The organism is Gluconacetobacter diazotrophicus PA1 5, assembly GCF_000021325.1.
GTDB lineage: Bacteria > Pseudomonadota > Alphaproteobacteria > Acetobacterales > Acetobacteraceae > Gluconacetobacter > Gluconacetobacter diazotrophicus.
The window spans coordinates 3,313,294-3,331,317 of sequence record NC_011365.1; the positions used below are offsets into that span (position 1 = coordinate 3,313,294).

17 protein-coding genes are annotated in these 18,024 nt (G+C 68.2%); 9 read left to right on the forward strand and 8 right to left on the reverse strand.

The window, feature by feature from the left end:
- The first annotated feature begins 49 nt into the window (after nt 1-49).
- On the forward strand, nt 50-262 hold the full coding sequence (locus GDIA_RS15175) for a dodecin (RefSeq protein WP_012227840.1): 213 nt from the start codon (nt 50-52) through the stop codon (nt 260-262).
- Between the two features lie 55 nt (nt 263-317).
- Here the strand turns inward: GDIA_RS15175 and GDIA_RS15180 are convergent, their stop codons facing one another.
- The 6 genes from GDIA_RS15180 to carA form a co-directional block, all read right to left on the reverse strand.
- Nucleotides 318-740 (reverse strand): type II toxin-antitoxin system VapC family toxin, encoded by a 423-nt coding sequence (locus tag GDIA_RS15180; protein WP_012227838.1) that lies wholly within the window; start codon nt 738-740, stop codon nt 318-320.
- Nucleotides 737-991: a FitA-like ribbon-helix-helix domain-containing protein gene (locus GDIA_RS15185; RefSeq protein WP_012227836.1), complete on the reverse strand. Its 255-nt coding sequence runs from the start codon at nt 989-991 to the stop codon at nt 737-739. Before GDIA_RS15185 ends, GDIA_RS15180 begins: the two co-directional genes overlap by 4 nt.
- A 91-nt stretch (nt 992-1,082) precedes the next feature.
- The gene (locus tag GDIA_RS15190; protein ID WP_012554712.1) at nt 1,083-2,279 is read right to left on the reverse strand and encodes a threonine ammonia-lyase; all 1,197 of its coding nucleotides are present in this window, start codon (nt 2,277-2,279) and stop codon (nt 1,083-1,085) included.
- A 10-nt stretch (nt 2,280-2,289) separates the two neighbouring features.
- Nucleotides 2,290-2,763, reverse strand: coding sequence for a transcription elongation factor GreA (gene greA / locus GDIA_RS15195; RefSeq protein ID WP_012227833.1), 474 nt, complete (start codon nt 2,761-2,763; stop codon nt 2,290-2,292).
- 132 nt (nt 2,764-2,895) lie between these two features.
- Nucleotides 2,896-6,150, reverse strand: a complete 3,255-nt coding sequence (carB, locus tag GDIA_RS15200; RefSeq protein WP_012227832.1) for a carbamoyl-phosphate synthase large subunit — start codon at nt 6,148-6,150, stop codon at nt 2,896-2,898.
- 12 nt (nt 6,151-6,162) lie between these two features.
- On the reverse strand, nt 6,163-7,566 hold the full coding sequence (carA, locus tag GDIA_RS15205) for a glutamine-hydrolyzing carbamoyl-phosphate synthase small subunit (protein ID WP_012227830.1): 1,404 nt from the start codon (nt 7,564-7,566) through the stop codon (nt 6,163-6,165).
- A gap of 144 nt (nt 7,567-7,710) precedes the next feature.
- Here carA and GDIA_RS15210 point away from each other — a divergent pair, with 144 nt between their 5' ends.
- The 8 genes from GDIA_RS15210 (at nt 7,711) to GDIA_RS15245 (ending at nt 15,744) form a co-directional block, all read left to right on the forward strand.
- Entirely contained in the window at nt 7,711-8,166 is a 456-nt protein-coding gene (locus GDIA_RS15210) for a GatB/YqeY domain-containing protein (protein ID WP_012227823.1), read from the forward strand.
- Between the two features lie 4 nt (nt 8,167-8,170).
- A complete protein-coding gene (gene dnaG / locus GDIA_RS15215) occupies nt 8,171-10,030 on the forward strand; it encodes a DNA primase (RefSeq protein ID WP_012227820.1) in 1,860 nt (619 codons plus the stop codon).
- Nucleotides 10,031-10,246: 216 nt separating this feature from the next.
- On the forward strand, nt 10,247-12,199 hold the full coding sequence (gene rpoD, locus GDIA_RS15220) for an RNA polymerase sigma factor RpoD (protein WP_012554715.1): 1,953 nt from the start codon (nt 10,247-10,249) through the stop codon (nt 12,197-12,199).
- Nucleotides 12,200-12,210: 11 nt separating this feature from the next.
- Nucleotides 12,211-12,801, forward strand: coding sequence for a GNAT family N-acetyltransferase (locus tag GDIA_RS15225; protein WP_012227817.1), 591 nt, complete (start codon nt 12,211-12,213; stop codon nt 12,799-12,801).
- A gap of 186 nt (nt 12,802-12,987) precedes the next feature.
- Complete coding sequence (rpsF, locus tag GDIA_RS15230; RefSeq protein ID WP_012227816.1) at nt 12,988-13,473, forward strand: 30S ribosomal protein S6; 486 nt, start codon at nt 12,988-12,990, stop codon at nt 13,471-13,473.
- 6 nt (nt 13,474-13,479) lie between these two features.
- Nucleotides 13,480-13,755 carry a 30S ribosomal protein S18 gene (gene rpsR / locus GDIA_RS15235; RefSeq protein WP_012227815.1) on the forward strand — a complete coding sequence of 92 codons (276 nt, stop codon included), beginning with the start codon at nt 13,480-13,482 and terminating at the stop codon, nt 13,753-13,755.
- A 12-nt stretch (nt 13,756-13,767) separates the two neighbouring features.
- Nucleotides 13,768-14,334: a 50S ribosomal protein L9 gene (gene rplI / locus GDIA_RS15240; RefSeq protein ID WP_012227813.1), complete on the forward strand. Its 567-nt coding sequence runs from the start codon at nt 13,768-13,770 to the stop codon at nt 14,332-14,334.
- A 156-nt stretch (nt 14,335-14,490) separates the two neighbouring features.
- The gene (locus tag GDIA_RS15245) at nt 14,491-15,744 is read left to right on the forward strand and encodes an SAM-dependent methyltransferase (RefSeq protein WP_012227812.1); all 1,254 of its coding nucleotides are present in this window, start codon (nt 14,491-14,493) and stop codon (nt 15,742-15,744) included.
- Between the two features lie 45 nt (nt 15,745-15,789).
- On the opposite strand, the gene rsmA is transcribed toward GDIA_RS15245, so the two are convergent.
- Together rsmA and GDIA_RS15255 are read right to left on the reverse strand one after the other, a co-directional pair.
- Nucleotides 15,790-16,617 (reverse strand): 16S rRNA (adenine(1518)-N(6)/adenine(1519)-N(6))-dimethyltransferase RsmA, encoded by an 828-nt coding sequence (gene rsmA, locus GDIA_RS15250; RefSeq protein WP_012227811.1) that lies wholly within the window; start codon nt 16,615-16,617, stop codon nt 15,790-15,792.
- Nucleotides 16,618-16,660: 43 nt separating this feature from the next.
- Nucleotides 16,661-18,019 carry a peptidylprolyl isomerase gene (locus GDIA_RS15255; RefSeq protein ID WP_012554716.1) on the reverse strand — a complete coding sequence of 453 codons (1,359 nt, stop codon included), beginning with the start codon at nt 18,017-18,019 and terminating at the stop codon, nt 16,661-16,663.
- Between the last annotated feature and the right edge of the window lie 5 nt (nt 18,020-18,024).

Below are 18,024 nucleotides of genomic sequence, written 5' to 3' on the forward strand. Positions count from 1 at the left end.
CCAAGGCGTCCGGGCATCGTTTTCCCCCTACAGGACAGGGAGGAAGACGATGTCCGGACATGTCTACAAGATCGTCGAACTGGTCGGTTCATCCCCCGATTCGATCGAGGGTGCCATCGCGGGCGCGCTGGCCCGCGCGTCCGACAGCCTGCATTCCATCCGCTGGTTCGAGGTCGTGGGCACGCGCGGCCACGTCGTGGACGGCAAGGTCAGCCACTATCAGGTGATGCTGAAGGTCGGCTTCACCATCGACGACACATAGGCCGGCGTCGAAGGCCATGCCGTGGACGCCACGGACTGCCGGATCTGTCCGGCCATCAGGCGCCCTGCCACGGATTCAGGATCTTCACACCGGCCGCCTCGAACGGCGACACATCCCGACTGGCCACCGCGTAACCGCGGGATGCGGCAATTGCGGCAATATAGCCGTCCGCCTGGCCGATCGCCCGTCCATCGGACCTGGCCCGCATCATCAGATCTGCATAAGCCTGGGACGCCGCCAGATCGAAGGGCAGGACACGCCCGTCGAACAGGGGCAGAACGTCCTGTTCCAGACTCTGATGCAGGATCGAACGCCGCCGGCCTGCCGGCATGGCGGCAATTCCGAATCGCAATTCCGCCACCGTGACGGCCGACAGCCACAGCGTCTCGATCGCCTGGGCGTCGATCCATTCCAGGACACGCGGTTCAGGAACAGGCTTCCATGGCTCCGAGACCACATTGGTATCAAGAAGGATCATTCGAATGTCATCGGCTCGGCTGGGGTCTGATCCCGAACCTGCTGCAAGGCCGCGACATCCTGCTCGGTCACGTCGGCTTCACGACCTATGGACGCCAGAAGCGACCCCAGCCTGACGCGCTTCGGCGGCCGGACGACGGCTTCCAGAATGGCGCGGATTTCCGCTTCCGTGCTGTGTCCATGCAGGGCGGCCCGCGCTTTCAGCGCCCGATGCGTCTCTTCGGGAAGATTGCGGATGACGACAGAGGACATGATGAAAGCCCCTTCTTCATAAGGACCGATATCATATTTTATTTTTGATATCGATCCAGCAAAATCCTGCCGGCGGGCAGGATATGAGGGGCTACACCCGGCGGACGATGTAGGTCTTGGCCAGTTGCCCCATGATCTCCATCGCGTGGGTGGGGTCGCGGGCTTCGATCATCACTTCCAGTTCGGCCGCCTGCACGCTGGCGGCGGTGAACAGGCGCTGGTGCGAGACCTCGATGATGTTTCCGCCGGCCTCGCCGATCATGCGCGAGATGTCGGCCAGCACGCCCGGCCGGTCCGGGATTTCCATCTTCAGGCACAGCAGCCGCCCGTCGCGCAGCAGCGAGCGCAGCAGCGTGTTGGCCAGGATGCGGCTGTCGATATTGCCGCCCGTCACCGGCAGCGCCACCCGCTTGCCCCGGAACAGTTCGGGATAGGTCAGGACCGCCGCCAGGGCGCTGGCGCCCGCGCCCTCGCTGACCTGCTTGGCGCCCTCGGCCATCAGGGTGATCGCATCCTCGACCGCGCGTTCCGGCACCACCAGCACGCGTGAGACATGGTCGCGAATGACCGACAGCGGCTGCCGCCCGATCTGCAGCACCGCGATGCCCTCGGCGATCGTGGCGCCGCCGGGGGGCATGATCTCGTCCCCCGGGAAGGCGGACAGCGAGGAATAGCTTTCGACCTGCACGCCCATGATGTCCATGCCGGGACGCAGCGCGCGGCCCACCACGGCGCAGCCCGACAGCAGGCCGCCGCCGCCGATCGGACCGACGAAGATGTCGAGCGGGCCCGCATCCTCGAACAGTTCCAGGGCGAAGGTGCCCTGGCCGGCCATGACCTCGGGGTCGTCGTAAGGATGGACGAAGACCCGGCCTTCCCGCGCGCACAGGGCGTTGGCATGGGCCGTGGCCTCGGCGAAATTGTCGCCTTCCAGCACCACGCGCGCGCCCCAGGCGGCGGTGCGGGTGACCTTGGCGGCCGGGGTGAAGCGCGGCATGACGATGACCGCGTCGATTTCCAGCAGCGCGGCATGGCGGGCCACGCCCTGGGCGTGGTTGCCGGCCGATACGGTGATCACTCCGCGCGCGCGTTCCTCGGGCGTCAGCAGCGCCAGCTTGTTGGCGGCCCCGCGTTCCTTGAACGAGCCCACGGCCTGGAGATTGTCCAGCTTCAGGACGATGTCCGCCCCCGTCGCCCTGGAAAGCGCGTGCGAGGGAACGGTGGGCGTGCGCAGGACACGCCCCTCGATCCGCGCGGCGGCGGCGCGAACGTCGTTGAGGGTGATCATCGCATCCCGCCTAGCCGTAGGTGACGGCCAGGATCTCGTACGTCCGGTCGCCGCCCGGGGCGGGGACCGAGACGGAATCGCCGATCCGCTTGCCGATCAGGGACTTGGCCAGCGGCGAGGACACCGACAGCAGCCCCTGCTTGATGTCGGCCTCGTGCACGCCGACGATCTGGTAGGTGGCTTCCTTGTCGGTTTCCTCGTCCACCAGGCTGACCTGGGCGCCGAATTTCACCTGGTCGCCCGACAGGCTCGCCGGATCGATCACCTCGGCCGACGAGATGATGTCCTCAAGTTCAAGAATCCGGCCCTCGATGAAGGACTGGCGGTCCCGCGCCGCGTGGTATTCGGCGTTTTCCGAAAGGTCGCCGTGGCTGCGGGCCTCGGCGATGGCACGTATGACGGCCGGGCGTTCTTCACTCTTGAGCTTGCGAAGTTCTTCTTCCAGCCGCTGCAGGCCCTTGCCTGTCATCGGAAATTTCTGCAAGGCGCGTCCCCGGAATGAAGGTCAGTCGCGCGACTGACATCAAAGGTTGAAGAAGAGCATCCCACAAGACCGAATGCGCCGGGTGCGGGGCCGGCAGGAACCGGTCCCGCACCCGGCGTCGGTGCGGTATGCTCAGAACGATCCGCTAAAGTAGGATTGAAGGGGCGCGACTTCAAGCGGTCCTTCCCGCATTGCCGCGATTGCGTGGGTCGCGGCCCGCGCGCCCGCGATGGTGGTGAAGTGCGGAATGCCGGTTGTCAGCGCCGAACGGCGGATGTCGAAGCTGTCCGTCACCGACTGGGCGCCCTGCGCGGTGTTGATGATCATCTGCACGTCGCCCGATCGGATGGCATCGACGCAGTTGGGCCGTCCCTCCAGCACCTTGTTCACCACTTCGACCGCGATCCCGGCGTCGCGCAGGTGCTGCGCGGTGCCCCGGGTGGCCAGGATGGTGAAGCCCATGTCCACCAGCCGGCGGGCCAGCGCCGGGATGGCGGCCTTGTCGCTGCGGCGCACCGACAGGAACACCACACCCGACAGCGGCAGCCGCACCCCGGCGGCAAGCTGCGACTTGGCGAAGGCCCGCTCGAACGACGCGTCCAGGCCCATCACCTCGCCGGTGGAGCGCATTTCCGGGCCCAGGATCGTGTCCACGTTGGGGAAGCGGTTGAAGGGGAACACCGCTTCCTTCACCGCGACGTGCGGCGCCACGGCGCGGTCGTCCAGCCGGAATTCCGACAGCCGTGCCCCGGCCATGACCCGCGCGCCGATCTTGGCCACCGGCACGCCGGTCGCCTTGGCGACGAAGGGCACGGTGCGCGAGGCGCGGGGATTGACCTCCAGGACGAAGATGTCCTGGTCCTTGATGGCGTACTGGACGTTCATCAGCCCGACGATGCCCAGTTCGCGGGCCATCGCCTCGGTCTGTTCCTTCAGTTCGGTGACGATGGCGGGCGAGAGGGTGTAGGGCGGCAGCGAGCAGGCGCTGTCGCCGGAATGGATGCCCGCTTCCTCGATATGTTCCATGACGCCGGCGACATAGACGGTGTGGCCGTCGGAAATGCAGTCCACATCGGCCTCGATCGCGTCGTTCAGGTAGCGGTCGATCAGCACCGGGCCCGAGGCGATGTCGTGCCCGGCCAGTTGCAGCGCCACGCGCATGTAGCGCTGCAGGCTGGCGCGGTCATGGACGATTTCCATCGCCCGGCCGCCCAGCACGTAGGACGGGCGGATCACGACGGGGTAGCCGATGCGCTCGGCCACGTCCTCGGCCTCGGCCGCCGTGCGGGCGATGCCGTTGTCCGGCTGGCGCAGGCCCAGCTTGTGCAGCATGGCCTGGAACCGCTCGCGGTCCTCGGCGCGGTCGATGGCGTCGGCCGGCGTGCCCAGCAGCGGAATGCCGGCGGCCTCCAGCGCGCGGGACAGCTTCAGCGGCGTCTGGCCGCCATACTGCACGATGCAGCCCAGCACGGTGCCGCTGGCCTGCTCGCGCCGGATCAGCGCGATCACGTCCTCTTCGGTCAGCGGCTCGAAATACAGGCGGTCCGAGGTGTCGTAGTCGGTCGAGACGGTCTCGGGGTTGCAGTTGACCATGATGGTCTCGAACCCGGCCTCGCGCAGCGCATAGGCGGCGTGGACGCAGCAATAGTCGAATTCGATCCCCTGGCCGATGCGGTTGGGACCGCCGCCCAGGATCACGATCTTGCGCCGGTCGGTCGGGTGGCTTTCGCAATCCGGCACGCCGAACCCGCCCTCGTAGGTCGAATACATATAGGGCGTGGCCGAGGCGAATTCGCCGGCGCAGGTGTCGATCCGCTTGTAGACGGGCGCGACCGCCAGCCGCGCGCGCAGGGACGCGACCTCGTGCGCGCCGGTGCCCGACAGGCGGCCGAGCTGCACGTCCGAGAAGCCCAGCGCCTTCAGCCGGCGCAGCGCCAGCGCGTCCTGGGGCAGGCCGTCGCGGACCACGGCATGTTCCGCCGCCACGATCTTCTGCAACTCGCGCAGGAACCAGGGCTCGAACCGGCAGGCGGCGTGGATTTCATCCACGCCCAGGCCGGCGCGCAACGCCTGGGCGGCCATCAGGATCCGTTCCGGCCGGGGCTGGGACAGGGCGGCGCGGAACGCGTCCTCGCCGCCGTCGCCCGGGGCCTCGACCGGGTCCAGCCCGGCCAGCCCGGTTTCCATCGAGCGCAGGCCCTTCTGCAGCGCCTCGGGGAACGAGCGGCCGATGGCCATCGCCTCGCCGACCGATTTCATGCTGGTGGACAGCAGGGCGGGGGTGCCGGGGAATTTCTCGAAGGTGAAGCGCGGGATCTTGACCACCACATAGTCGATGGTCGGCTCGAACGACGCCGGGGTCGAGCCCGTGATGTCGTTGGCCAGTTCGTCCAGCGTGTAGCCCACGGCCAGCTTGGCCGCGACCTTGGCGATGGGAAAGCCCGTGGCCTTGGACGCCAGCGCGGAGGAGCGCGAGACGCGGGGATTCATCTCGATGACCACCATGCGGCCGTCGGCGGGGTTGACGCCGAACTGCACGTTCGACCCGCCGGTATCGACGCCGATGGCGCGCAGGCACGCCAGCGAGGCGTCGCGCATGCGCTGGTATTCCTTGTCGGTCAGGGTCAGCGCCGGCGCGACGGTGATGGAATCGCCGGTATGCACGCCCATCGGATCGATGTTCTCGATCGAGCACACGATGATGCAGTTGTCCGCGCTGTCGCGGACGACCTCCATCTCGAACTCCTTCCAGCCCAGCACCGATTCCTCGATCAGCACCTCGGTGGTCGGGGACGCGTCGAGGCCCGAGGCCACGATCTGGTCGAATTCCTCGCGGTTATAGGCGATGCCGCCGCCCGAGCCGCCCATGGTGAACGAGGGACGGATGACCGCGGGCAGGCCGACCTGCTCCAGCGCCGCGCGGGCCTCGTCCAGCGTATGGGCGATCACGCTGCGCGGGCTTTCGATGCCGATCGCGTCCATCGCCTCGCGGAATTTCTGCCGGTCCTCGGCACGGTCGATGACTTCGGCGTCAGCGCCGATCAACTCCACCCCGTGTTCCTTCAGGAAGCCGGACTTGTCCAGCGCCATGGCGGTGTTCAGCGCCGTCTGGCCGCCCATGGTCGGCAGGATGGCGTCCGGCTTTTCGCGCAGGATGATCCGCTCGACGAATTCCGGGGTGATCGGCTCGACATAGGTCGCGTCCGCCAGTCCGGGATCGGTCATGATCGTGGCCGGGTTGGAATTGACCAGGATGACCCGGTACCCTTCCTCGCGCAGGGCCTTGCAGGCCTGGGCGCCGGAATAGTCGAATTCGCACGCCTGGCCGATGACGATCGGACCAGCGCCGATGATCAGGATGGAGCGGATATCTGTCCGTTTGGGCATGGTGTGCTGCTTTCAGACGGGTGCGTTGACGCGGTCGATCAGGGCGACGAAGCGGTCGAACAGATAATGGCTGTCCGACGGGCCGGGGCTGGCCTCGGGATGGTACTGGACCGAGAAGGCCGGATAGCGGTCGGAGGCGATGCCCTCGTTCGAGCCGTCGAACAGGCTGGTATGGGTCACGCGCACGTCGGCGGGCAGGCTGGATTCGTCCACCGCGAAGCCGTGATTCTGGCTCGTGATCTCGACCCGCCCGGTTCCCAGGTCCTTGACCGGCTGGTTGGCGCCGCGATGGCCGCGCGCCAGCTTGTAGGTGCGCGCGCCCAGCGCCTGCGCCAGCAACTGGTGGCCCAGGCAGATGCCGAAGACCGGCTTGCCGGCCTCCAGCACGCCGCGGATCGCCGGCACGGCATATTCGGCGGTCGCGGCCGGGTCGCCCGGGCCGTTGGACAGGAACACGCCGTCCGGCGCGTGGGCCAGGATCTGGTCCGCCGTGGCCGTGGCCGGCACGACCGTCACGTCGCAGCCCGCGCTGGCCAGGCAGCGCAGGATGTTGCGCTTGGCGCCGTAATCGACCGCGACCACGCGGCGGCGGCGCTCGGGCAGCGGGCAGGTGCCCGCGGGCCAGGTCCAGACGCCCTTGTCCCAGGAATAGGGGGCGGCGCAGGTCACGTCGCGGGCCAGGTCCATGCCTTCCAGCCCCGGCCATGCGGCGGCCTGGGCACGCAGGGCGTCCAGGTCGAACACGCCGTCGGCGGGGTAGGCCAGGATGGCGGTCTGCGGGCCGCCGTCGCGCACCCGCAGCGTGATGGCGCGGGTATCGACGCCGCAGATGCCCGGCACGCCCTGGCCGGCCAGCCAGGCGTCCAGCCCCTGCGTCGCGCGCCAGTTGGCGGGCTCGGTCAGGTCCTGCTTGACCGCCAGCCCGCGCGCGGCCACGCGGGGGGCTTCGTCGTCATCCGCGTTGGTGCCGACATTGCCGATATGGGGAAAGGTGAAGGTGATGATCTGCCCGGCGAAGGAGGGATCGGTCAGGGTTTCCTGATAGCCGGTCATGCCGGTGGAAAAGCACAGTTCGCCGATGGCGCTGCCGGCGGCCGGCGTATGCGCGCCGAAGCCGCGCCCCCACGCGACCGTGCCGTCGGCCAGGACCAGCGCGGCGGTGGCGCCTTCGGGGGGCTGGGTGGCGGGGGGTAACGGGGTCTCCGGCATCTGGGTCTCCGCTCGGTCGGACGCGCTGTCGGGTTGCAGGTCGGAAAGGCTGAGGCCGGTGTGGCGCAGGATGACCGTCCAATGCTTGGGCGGGATCGCGCGGGCCTGCCGCCATTTGCGGATGGCCTCGGTCCCGACGCCGGTCAGCCGGGCGGCATGATCCGCGCCGCCCAGACGCTCGATGATGGTCTCGATCGATATCGGCATGGCGAATTCTTCCTTCCGGGATTATCTCCTACCAGCGTCCCGATCGGCTGGGAAGAAAATTCCCACCCGGATCGACGGCAAATCGGTGGGAAAAATGTTCCGGCCCCTCGCCGGCGCCCGCCACTGGATCAGGAGAACGGGATCATGTCCCTGCGCGCGCGTTTCATGGAAGACCTCAAGGCGGCGATGAAGGCCGGGCAGTCCGGGCGCGTCGGCACCCTGCGCATGGTGAACGCCAGGCTGAAGGACGTCGACATCGGCGCCCGGGCCAAGGGTGGCGAGGTGGCGGAGGACGAGATCGTGTCCATGCTGCGCGGCATGATCAAGTCGCGCACCGAATCGGCGGCGATGTACCGCCAGGGCGGCCGCCCCGAACTGGCCGAGAAGGAAGAAGCCGAGATCGAGACGATTCGCGGCTACCTGCCCGCCGAGCTGGACGCCGCCACGCTGGAGGCGGCGACGCGCGAGGCGATCGCGGAACTGGGGGCGGCGTCGATGAAGGACATGGGCCGCGTCATGGCCGCGCTGAAGGCGCGCTTCGGCGCGGCACTGGATGCCGGCCGCGCCAGCGCCACCGTCAAGACGCTGCTGTCCGCCTGACGCGGTGGCGCTCGATCCCGCCTTTCTGGAGGAATTGCGTGCCCGCACGCCGATCGCCTCGGTGATCGGCCGCCGGACCAAGCTGGTCCGGTCGGGGAGGAACTGGAAGGCCTGCTGCCCCTTCCATGGCGAGAAGACGCCGTCATTCTACGTCTATGACGATCATTTCCACTGCTTCGGCTGTGGCGCGCATGGAGACGTCATTTCCTTCGTGATGCAGAGCGAGGGACGCTCCTTTCCCGAAGCGGTCGCCGAACTGGCGGGCGAGGCGGGGCTGGAGGTGCCGCGCGCCAGCCCGCGGGAGCGCGAGGCCGAGCAGCGCGCCCGGGGCCTGTCCGACGTGCTGGACCTGGTGCAGGCCGCCTGGGTGCGCCGGCTGCATGCGCCCGAGGGCCGGGCGGGCCTGGCCTACCTGCGCGGGCGGGGCCTGTCGGACGAGACGATCGCCGGCTTCGGGCTGGGCTGGTCCGGCGACGGGCGGGGCGGATTGCTGAACGAGTTGGCGCCGCACGGGGTCACGCCCGAGATGCTGGCGCAGGCCGGGCTGATGCGCGTGGACGAGGACGGGCGCCCGAAGGGGGAACTGTTCTTCAACCGCGTGACCTTCCCGATCCGCGACCGGCGGGGCAGCCTGGTCTCGTTCGGCGGGCGCATCCTGGGGGATGGGCAGCCGAAATACCTCAACGGGCCCGAGACCGCGCTGTTTTCCAAGCGGCGGACCCTGTTCGGCATGGATCGCGCCCGGGCCGCGCTGCGCACCGCGCGGCCGCGCGGGGCGCCGCCGGTCGAACTGGTGGTGGTCGAAGGCTACATGGACGTCATCGCCCTGCACCAGGCGGGGTTCCCCGGCGCGGTCGCGCCATTGGGCACCGCCCTGACGTCGGAACAGATGGAGGCGCTGTGGCAGATGGCGGCGGCCCCGATCCTGTGCTTCGACGGCGACGGGGCAGGGCAGCGCGCGGCGGTCAAGGCGGCGGAAACGGCGCTGCCGCTGCTGGATATCAACCGCACCCTGCGCTTCTGCGCCCTGCCGGAGGGCGAGGACCCCGACAGCCTGCTGCGCGGGCAGGGAAGCGGCGCGGTGGCGGCACTGCTGGAGGGCGCGCGGCCGATCGGCCACGTGCTGTTCGACCTGCTGACCCAGGGGGTACGCGACCCCGGGCCCGAGCAGCGCGCCGCGGTGCGCCGGCGCCTGGTCGAGGCGGCGGCGCTGATCGCGGACAAGGGGCTGGCGGCGGAATATCGCAGCACGCTGCTGGACCGCTTCTTCGAGACCTATCGCCGCCGTCCGGGCCAGGGGAAGCGTGCGGGCCAGGGCGGCCAGCGCGGGGACGGCAGGCAGGCGGGCGTGTCGTGGCCGGCCGGGTCCGCCCCGGCGCCGTTCGACGAAGCGGCCGCGGCGCAGGAGCGCATGCGCATCCTGACCGCGATCCTGCTGCGCCACCCCCATATCCTGCCCGAGGTCGAGGACGCCTATTGCCGCCTGGACCTGCCGCCCGCCCTGGCGCGGGTGCGGGCCGCGGTGATGGACCTGGCCGCGTCGGGCGACCTGACGGATGCGAAGGCGCTGGACCGGCGCCTGGACGAGGGCGGCCTGGCGGAGGAACGGATGGCGGTGGTGGCCGCCCGGCCGCTGCCGATGTCGCTGAGCGCGCCCGACGACCTGATGGCGGTCGACGTGGTGCAGGAATGGTGGCATTTTTTTGCCTTGCTGAATGTCCGGCAGTTCGGCGAAGATATCCGCCTGGACACCGAAAGCCTGTGCGCCGGCACGCTGGACGCGCGGTCGTGGGCCAGTTTGCGGACCCGGCTTCTGGCCTGGGAGGCGTTGCGGCGCGGGGATCTCACGCCCGGCGAAGGGTAAGGTTGCGCGTCGGCGCGCCATGCCGGGCCTTGACTTCCGCGAGTGAATCGACCACCTGCACCACACTGTAATTTGTCAGATGCGACAAAGTGGTCATTTCGTATCCGGTGGTTTACGCGCCCTGCGCGGCAACGCGACCGGACCGCGAAACAGGGCCGGCGACGCCGTTGCATGACACAGGCGAGGGCGCTTTAGCGGTTGAGGATAGGGCAGGCGATGGCGACAAAGACAGCCGCGGGTTCGGAAGCGACTGCTGGCGATCAGGACAACGACACCACTCTGCTGGATACCCAATCCGGAGCCGTCAAGAGACTGATCGCACGGGGCAAGGAACGGGGGTACATCACCTTCGACGAGCTGAACGCCGTCCTGCCCCAGGATCAGATGTCGTCGGAGCAGATCGAGGATGTGATGGCGGTCCTGTCCGAAATGGGCATCCAGGTCGTCGAGAACGAGGATAACGACGACAGCGAGGCCAATCGCGAGGAGAAGGCCGAGGAGGCCGACACCGAGGGCGAGGAAGCCGGGGGTGCCGCGGGCAACGTCGATACCGAGAGCCTGGGCCGTACCGACGACCCGGTGCGCATGTACCTGCGCGAGATGGGGTCCGTCGAACTGCTGTCGCGCGAGGGCGAAATCGCCATCGCCAAGCGGATCGAGGCCGGCCGCGACGAGATGATCGGCGGCCTGTGCGAAAGCCCGCTGACCTTCCGCGCCATCATTTCGTGGCACGAGCGCCTGAAGGCGGGCGAGATGCTGCTGCGCGACATCGTGGACCTGGAGGCCATGCAGTCCGGCGGCGCCGAAGCCGAGGCCGGCGCCGAGGGCGGCGAGCAGGAAGACGGCAGCTTCGACGCGGCCCCCGAGAGCGAGGACGGCGAGGAAGGCGACAGCGCCGGCCTGTCGCTGTCCGCGCTGGAAGAAAAGCTGAAGCCCGAGATCCTGGCGCAGTTCGAGGAAATCGAGGAACTGTATTCCCGGCTGCAGAAGCTGCAGTCGAAGCGGCTGGAGACCCTGACCTCGGGCGCCGAGATGTCGGACAAGTCCGAGAAATCGTACGAGAAGCTGCGCGAGGAACTGGTGGGCAAGGTGCAGCAGGTCCACCTGCACAACACCCGCATCGAGGTGCTGGTGCAGCACCTGAAGGAAATCTTCCAGCGGCTGAACGGGCTGGAAGGGCGCATGCTGCGCCTGGCCGAGAGCACCAAGGTCTCGCGCGAGGACTTCCTGATCAAGTATCGCGGCAGCGAGCTGGACCCGGGCTGGATGGACATGGTGTCCGCCCTGCCGGGCAAGGCGTGGAAGAATTTCGTCGCCAAGCATTCGGCGTCGGTGCTGGACCTGCGCGGCCAGGTCGCATCCCTGTCGCAGGAAACCGGCCTGCCGGTCGGCGAATTCCGCCGCGTCTACGCCACCGTGTCGCGCGGCGAGCGCGATTCGGCCCGCGCGAAGAAGGAGATGATCGAGGCGAACCTGCGCCTGGTGATCTCGATCGCCAAGAAATATACCAATCGCGGGTTGCAGTTCCTGGACCTGATCCAGGAGGGCAATATCGGCCTGATGAAGGCGGTGGATAAGTTCGAATATCGCCGGGGCTACAAGTTCTCGACCTATGCCACGTGGTGGATCCGCCAGGCGATCACCCGGTCGATCGCCGACCAGGCCCGCACGATCCGCATCCCGGTCCATATGATCGAGACCATCAACAAGCTGGTCCGCACGTCGCGCCAGATGCTGCATGAGATCGGACGCGAGCCCGCGCCCGAGGAACTGGCCGAAAAGCTGGGCATGCCGCTGGAGAAGGTGCGCAAGGTCCTGAAGATCGCCAAGGAACCGATCTCGCTGGAAACGCCGATCGGTGACGAGGAAGACAGCCACCTGGGCGATTTCATCGAGGACAAGACGGCGGTCATCCCGCTGGACGCCGCGATCCAGACCAACCTGCGCGAAGCCACGACGCGGGTCCTGTCCTCGCTGACCCCGCGTGAGGAACGCGTGCTGCGCATGCGCTTCGGCATCGGCATGAACACCGACCACACCCTGGAAGAGGTGGGCCAGCAGTTCAACGTGACGCGCGAGCGCATCCGCCAGATCGAGGCGAAGGCGTTGCGCAAGCTGAAGCACCCGAGCCGCAGCCGCAAGCTGCGCTCGTTCCTGGACGACAACTGATTCGCCGGGCCATGGTCGCGTCCGTCGGAGACGCGCGGGCGGACTCCGGGCCGGCGACCCGGGCCGTTGTCGACGTGACCTTCCTGTGCATGGACGCCCCGCCATCCGGTCCGGCGCCTGCCCTGCCGGAAGGCTACCGCATCGTGCATCAGCCGGCGCCGGGCGTTGCGTTCTATCGCCGCCTGTATGACGGGGTGGGCAAGGATTATTGCTGGTGGCTGCGCCGCGTCGTGCCCGACCGGGAACTGGCGGCGCTGCTGCGCGACCCGGGCGTGCTGGTCCACGTCCTGTGGCGCGGCGAGCAGGTCTGCGGCTTCTTCGAACTGGACCGGACCCAGCCGGATGAGGTCAACCTGGCCTATTTCGGCCTGATGCCCGGCCAGATCGGGCATGGGATCGGCCATGCCTTCCTGCGGGCCGCCCTGGACGCGGCCTGGGCCTTCCACCCCGACAGCGTGCGGGTGAATACCTGCACCGCCGACCATCCCAGGGCGATGGAGACCTATCTGCGGGCCGGATTCCGGCCCGTGCGCACGGTGCGCGAGGTCTGGGACATTCCCGACCGGCTGGGGCTGACGGTTCCCCGGGCCCTGCGCCCCTGATCCACCGGCCGCCCGAATTCGGCTTTTCGGCAGTTTCCCCTTGTGGTCGGCCGGGGTTTGTGCTTCACACCGCACCTTCCCTGCCGGGACGCGGCATCGCCCCGGCTATACCCATGCCCCGCGGGAGGGGCGCCGTCCGGACCGGGTCCGGAACGGTCGGGTTGACCTTATCCGAAGGGAGTTCCCATGCCGTTATATGAGACCGTGTTCATCGCACGTAACGATGTATCGCAGCAGCAGGTCGAGGCCGTCGCCGACGGGATCGCCGCGCTGCTGGAAACCGATGGCGGCGCTGTGAAGAAGCGCGAATATTGGGGCCTGCGCAGCCTGGCCTACCGCATCAAGAAGAACCGCAAGGGGCACTACATGCTCCTGGGTCTGGATGCGAAGCCGGAGACGATCAAGGAAATCGAGCGCCAGCTCGGCCTGAACGAGGACGTGATGCGCGTCCTGACCCTGCGCGTCGACGAGATCGACGAGGCGCCGTCCGTGATCCTGTCCCGCAAGGGCGACGAGCGCGAGCGCGGCTTCCGTGGTCCGAAGCCGGCCGGCCGCTTTGAAAGCGGACGTGGCGGTGCCGGCGGTGCCCGTCGCGGCTACGACGATCGCGAGGAGTTCCGGGCACGCAACGAGCGTGAAGACGGGCGCGACACCGACGGCGAAGCGGAGTAAGAATCCATGTCCGAGACCACTGAAATCAACCCCGCCGCCCGTCGCACGGCCGTGGGTGCGCGCCGGCCGTTCTATCGTCGCCGCAAGTCCTGCCCGTTCTCCGGCCCCAACGCGCCGAAGATCGACTACAAGGACGTTCGCCTGCTCAGCCGCTTCCTGTCCGAGCGCGGCAAGATCGTCCCCAGCCGCATCACCGCGGTGTCCGCGAAGAAGCAGCGCGAGCTGGCCCAGGCGATCAAGCGGGCCCGTTTCATGGCGCTTCTGCCCTACATTGTCGGCTGAGGGAGGCAGATCATGTCCGCAGTAGAACTGATCCTGCTCCAGCGCGTCGAAAACCTGGGGCAGATGGGCGACGTCGTGAAGGTGAAGCCGGGCTATGCCCGTAACTTCCTGCTGCCGCAGGGCAAGGCGATCCGTGCCAACGCCCTGAACCGCGAGCGCTTCGAGCGCGAGCGCGTGCAGCTCGAGGCGCTGAACCTGAAGCGCCGCGAGGAGGCCGAGCGCCTGTCCGAGCGCATGCACGGCCTGTCCGTCGTGCTGATCCGCCAGGCCGGCGACAGCGGCAGCCTGTACGGCTCGGTCACGACCCGCGACATCGCCGAGGCGGCGACGGCGGCCGGCCTGACGGTCGCCCGCACGCAGGTGATCCTGGAAAACCCGATCAAGCAACTGGGCCTGTACGACGTCCGCGTCGCGCTGCATCCGGAAGTTTCGATCCCCGTCACGGTGAACGTGGCCCGTTCGGAAGAAGAAGCCGAGCGCCAGGCCCGTGGCGAAGAGATCGGCGTCGAGAAGGAGGAGCCCTCGGGCTTCGTCGAGGAAGCGCTCGAGGAAACGGTGGAAGCTCCGGCGGAAGCCTGATCCTTTCCGTTTCCGTTCTGTCGCAAAGGCCCGGAAGAGCATGCTCTTCCGGGCCTTTGTCTTTGAAAAGGCACGCAAAGCGTCATCACCGGTTCTTTACGGATCGATCCGGACCCTTCATGCTTCGGGCCCGGCCGAAAGAAGAGAGGTGAGTCCATGACGCCCTTGATAGACAGGATCTTTCGCAGTTTCATCTCGCTGGGGCGGCTGGACGTCGTCTATTCCGACGGCACGCGGCGGACCTATGTCGGCACGCCTGGGCCAGTCGCGGCGATGCGCATTCTCTCCCCGTCGGTCGAGCGGCGCCTGATCGTCAATCCCGGCCTGGCGTTCGGCGAAGCCTATATGGACGGTCTGGTCGTGCCCACGGGCTGCACGCTGTACGACCTGCTGGACGTCCTGATGGCCAACAGCATGCAGGCCGGCCATATCGGCGAATCGGTGGCGGCGGTGATCCGCTACGGCAAGCGGACCTGGACGCAGTTCAATCCGGCGTCCCGCGCACGGCGCAATGTCGCGCACCATTACGACCTGAACGGTGCGCTGTACGACCTGTTCCTGGACAGCGACCGCCAATATTCCTGTGCCTATTTTCCGCGTGGGGACGAGACGCTGGAAGAGGCGCAGGTGGCGAAGAAGCGCCATATCGCCGCCAAGCTGCGGCTGGACCGCCCGGGCCTGGAAGTGCTGGATATCGGATGCGGCTGGGGTGGCATGGCGCTGACGCTGGCGCGGGAGTACGGCGCACGGGTCACCGGCATCACCCTGTCCGAGGAACAGCTTGGCGTGGCGCGGCAGCGGGCACGGGACGAGGGGTTGGCGGACCGGGTGCGGTTCGAACTGGTGGATTACCGGGCCGTGACGCGGCGTTTCGACCGCATCGTATCGGTCGGCATGTTCGAGCATGTGGGGATCGGCCATTATCGCCAGTTCTTCGACCTCGTGGCGAATATCCTGGCTCCGGACGGGGTCATGCTGCTGCATTCCATCGGGCGGCATGACGGGCCGGGTTCGACCAATCCCTGGATCGATCGCTACATCTTTCCCGGCGGCTATTCGCCCGCGCTGAGCGAAACCTTCGCGGCGATCGAAAAATCCGGCCTGTGGGTGACGGATTGCGAGATCCTGCGCCTGCATTACGCCAAGACCATCGCGCTGTGGCGCGACCGCTTCGCCGCCAATCGCGAGCGGGTCGCCGCGATGTACGATGAACGGTTCTGCCGGATGTTCGAATTCTATCTGGCTGCGGCGGAACTGTCCTTCCGCGTGCAGGGGCACATGAATTTCCAGCTCCAGATCACACGGTCGATCGACGCCGTGCCGCTGACGCGCGACTATATGGTCGATGTGGAACGCGACGCGGCGGCGACGCGCCGCCCGCGCGTGCGTAGCCGGGCCAGGGCAGGGTAGGAAGAAAAACGACCGGGTTTCCAAAGGGCCGAGCCCTTTGGCGGGTCAGGGGGGGAGCCCCTGCCTTTCCGCGTGGCACCGCGCCAGAAGGTCGAACTCCGCGATATCCAGCGTTTCCGCCCGGCGGGCGCCGTCGATGCCGGCGGCGGCCAGCAGGGCTTCGCCGCCGATCGGGCGCAGGGAGCCGCGCAGCATCTTGCGCCGCTGGCCGAACGCCGCCGCCGTGACCTGTTCCATGGCGCGGAACAGGGCGGGGTCGGGCTGGGTCGCGTGGGGGATCAGGCTGACGACGGCGGAATAGACCTTGGGCGGCGGCGAAAACGCGCCGGGGGGGATGCGCATGACCAGGGCGCACCGGCAGGTCCATTGCGCCAGCACGGCCAGGCGGCCGTACTGGGCGCTGTCGGGGGCGGCGCAGATCCGCTCGGCGACTTCCATCTGGAACATCAGGGTCAGCCGTTCCCAGGCCGATGCCTGGCGCAGCCAGCCGACCAGCAGCGGCGTGCCGACATTATAGGGCAGGTTGGCGACGACCTGGCGCGGGGCGGGGCAGAGCCGCGTCAGGTCCTGGCGCGTCGCGTCGGCCTCGACCAGGTGCAGGCGGCCCGGGAACAGGGTGGCCAGTTCGGCGATGATCGCGACCGCGCGCGCATCGACTTCCACCGCCGTGACCGTCTCGGCCGGGCTGTCCAGCAGGGCACGGGTCAGGCCGCCGGGGCCGGGGCCGACCTCGACGACATGCCGGCCCGTCAGGTCCCCGGCCAGGGCGGCGATGCGTGCGGTGATGCCGGGGTCCAGCAGGAAGTGCTGGCCCAGGGCCTTGCGCGCATCCAGCCCGTGGCGGGCGATCACGTCGCGCAGCGGTTCCAGCAACGGCTGGCTACCGGGCAGGGGTGGAGTGGTCAGAGCGGCTGCCTCATACCTTCGAGCGCATTTCGATGATGGCGCGGCGATGCAGGTCGCGATCCAGCTGGCGCGACGTCTGTTCCGCCCGTTCGTTCATCAGCTGGTCGGCGATGTCGCTGGGGGTCTGCTGGGCGAAGTTCTTCTGCTGGCGGGAGCAGACCATCAGCACCGCGATACCGTCGGGGGCCACCAGCGGATGGCTGGCCTGGCCCGGGGTCAGGCCGGTCAGGACCTTCTGCATCTGCTCGTTGACGCGTTCGAGCTGCACGTCGCCCGGATTGGACGGGTGCTTGTCGCCGAATTTGTGGTTGATCGCCTCAAGCTCCGGGCACGAATGCACGGTCGTGGAAATCTGCTGCGCCTGCTTCAGCGCATCGCGCTGCTGCTCGCTCGGCGCCTGCGGGTCCAGGGGCGTGGTGAAGGGAATGAACGCCTCGCGCAGCGACACCAGCGTGCCCATCTGGTGACCGATCACGCGGCGGCCGTTCAGCGTCGCGATGACATAGCCGCCCGCGACGCGGATCGGGTTGGAAATGGCGCCGGGCGGCATGGCCTTGGCGATTTCGACGACCTGCGGGTCCAGGCTGTCCTCCTGCACCCAGCCCATCAATCCGCCTTCGAGCGCCGCCTGGTTCTGCGAGAACTGGGCCGCCACGATGGGGAACGGCGCGCCGTTGCGCAGTTCCTGGATGATGGTCTGGGTGAATTTCAGCTCGTCCTCGGAATGGCGGGGATCGTCGACCGGGATGAAGATTTCGCTGATCAGGTATTGCGGCTTGCCGTCCTCGTGCCGCAGGGCCTCCTCGCGCTGGGAGATCTCGGCCGCGGTGATGCGGCCGCGGGTTCCCATTTCCTCGCGCAGCACCTGCGACCAGCCCAGTTGCACGCGGATCTGGTCGATCATGGTGGTCAGCGAAATTCCGTCCTGGGCCAGCCGGTCGCGCAGGGCGTTCTTCGGCATGCCGTTCCGGCGTTCGATGTCGGCGATCGAGGCGGCGATCTGGTCGGGCGACACGTTGATGTGGCGCGAGAGCATCTCGTTCTGCCGCAGGCGCTCGTCGATCAGCTGCCGGAGGATCTGCGGCCGCAGCCGGGCCATGACGTCGTCGCTGAGCGTCAGGCCCGCCGACAGCGCGAACAGCCGTCCGCGATTGTCCACGTCCCGGCGGGTCAGCAGCGTGCCGTCGATGATGGCGATGATCGCATCCTGGCTCGTCGCGTCCGACTGGTCGGATGAATGGGCGGAAGCGGGGGGGGGCGCATGGCGGGCGGCCAGCGCCGGGCCGCCGGCGACGGCCGCCAGCCCGGCCGCCAGCAGGCATGCCATGACATTCGAGGAAAAACCGGTCTTGGTGGGGCGGCGTCGCATTCTGC